Here is a 322-nt window from a genome sequence, read left to right as displayed (position 1 = left end):
CTGAATCCATTCCGAACTCAGTAGTGAAACGTATTAGCGGCGATGGTAGTGTGGGGCTTCCCCATGTGAGAGTAGCACACCGCCAGGCTCCCAATTTGAAGAAGGGTTACCGCAAGGTAGCCCTTTTTTATTGCCTGCGATTTATTTAATTAAGTTCATTTATCCGATTCAGCGGCAACCCTTCATCAAATCGAAGGTTGGTGTATCACCTCACGGTCAGCGCTTCACAAAGTGGACTCCCGGCCCGTCGCAGAGCTCCGGTCGTTCAGAGGGCCGCTGCTGCGCAGCTGTAAACACCCTCTTCACCCCCATGTGAGAGTAG

General features: G+C 52.2%; 1 rRNA gene. It reads left to right on the top strand.

From position 1 onward, the window contains the following. Positions 1 to 88: ribosomal RNA gene (rrf, locus tag ACXAGP_RS22110) — 5S ribosomal RNA — on the top strand; the annotation flags it as partial. Positions 89 to 322: the final 234 nt, after the last annotated feature.

The organism is Planctobacterium sp. AWM4_229 (genome assembly GCF_056160305.1).
Note: the sequence above shows the minus strand (reverse complement) of the source record. Positions and strands in the feature narration are given on the sequence as shown.